General features: G+C 58.5%; 1 protein-coding gene. It reads left to right on the forward strand.

Annotated elements, in window-relative coordinates; translation table 11 throughout:
• On the forward strand, positions 1 to 550 hold a 550-nt coding region (locus J5M56_RS24020; protein WP_207937942.1), incomplete at both ends, for a sugar transferase.

The raw sequence follows: 550 nt of genomic DNA on the forward strand, positions 1-550 counted from the left end.
CCGCGAAGATCGAAGCGATGTATGTCGATTTGCTCGGGGCCGACGTCGATGTGGTGTGGGTGCCGGACTTGAACAGCCTGACCCTGCTCAATCATTCGGTGAAAGTCGTGGACGGCCTGCCGGCGATTTACCTGAACGAAAGCCCGCTGACCAGCCGCCCCACCGCTGCCCTGAGCAAGAGTCTGGTTGAGAAAACCGTGGCATTCCTGGCGATCATCGCGCTCAGTCCGCTGCTGTTGATCATCGCTCTGGCGGTGAAAATCAACTCTCCCGGCCCGGTATTTTTCAAGCAGGACCGCCATGGCTGGAACGGCAAGGTGATCAAGGTCTGGAAATTCCGCTCGATGCGTGTCCACGATGACCGCGAAGTCAAACAGGCCAGCCGCAATGACTCGCGCATTACCGCAGTAGGCCGTTTTATTCGCCGCACTTCGCTGGACGAGTTGCCGCAACTGTTCAACGTGTTGCAGGGGCATATGGCGCTGGTGGGTCCACGGCCGCATGCGGTGGCGCACAACAATTACTACTCGGGCAAGATCCTCGCTTACAT

Source organism: Pseudomonas sp. 51_B (assembly GCF_017491595.1).
Classification (GTDB): domain Bacteria; phylum Pseudomonadota; class Gammaproteobacteria; order Pseudomonadales; family Pseudomonadaceae; genus Aquipseudomonas; species Aquipseudomonas promysalinigenes.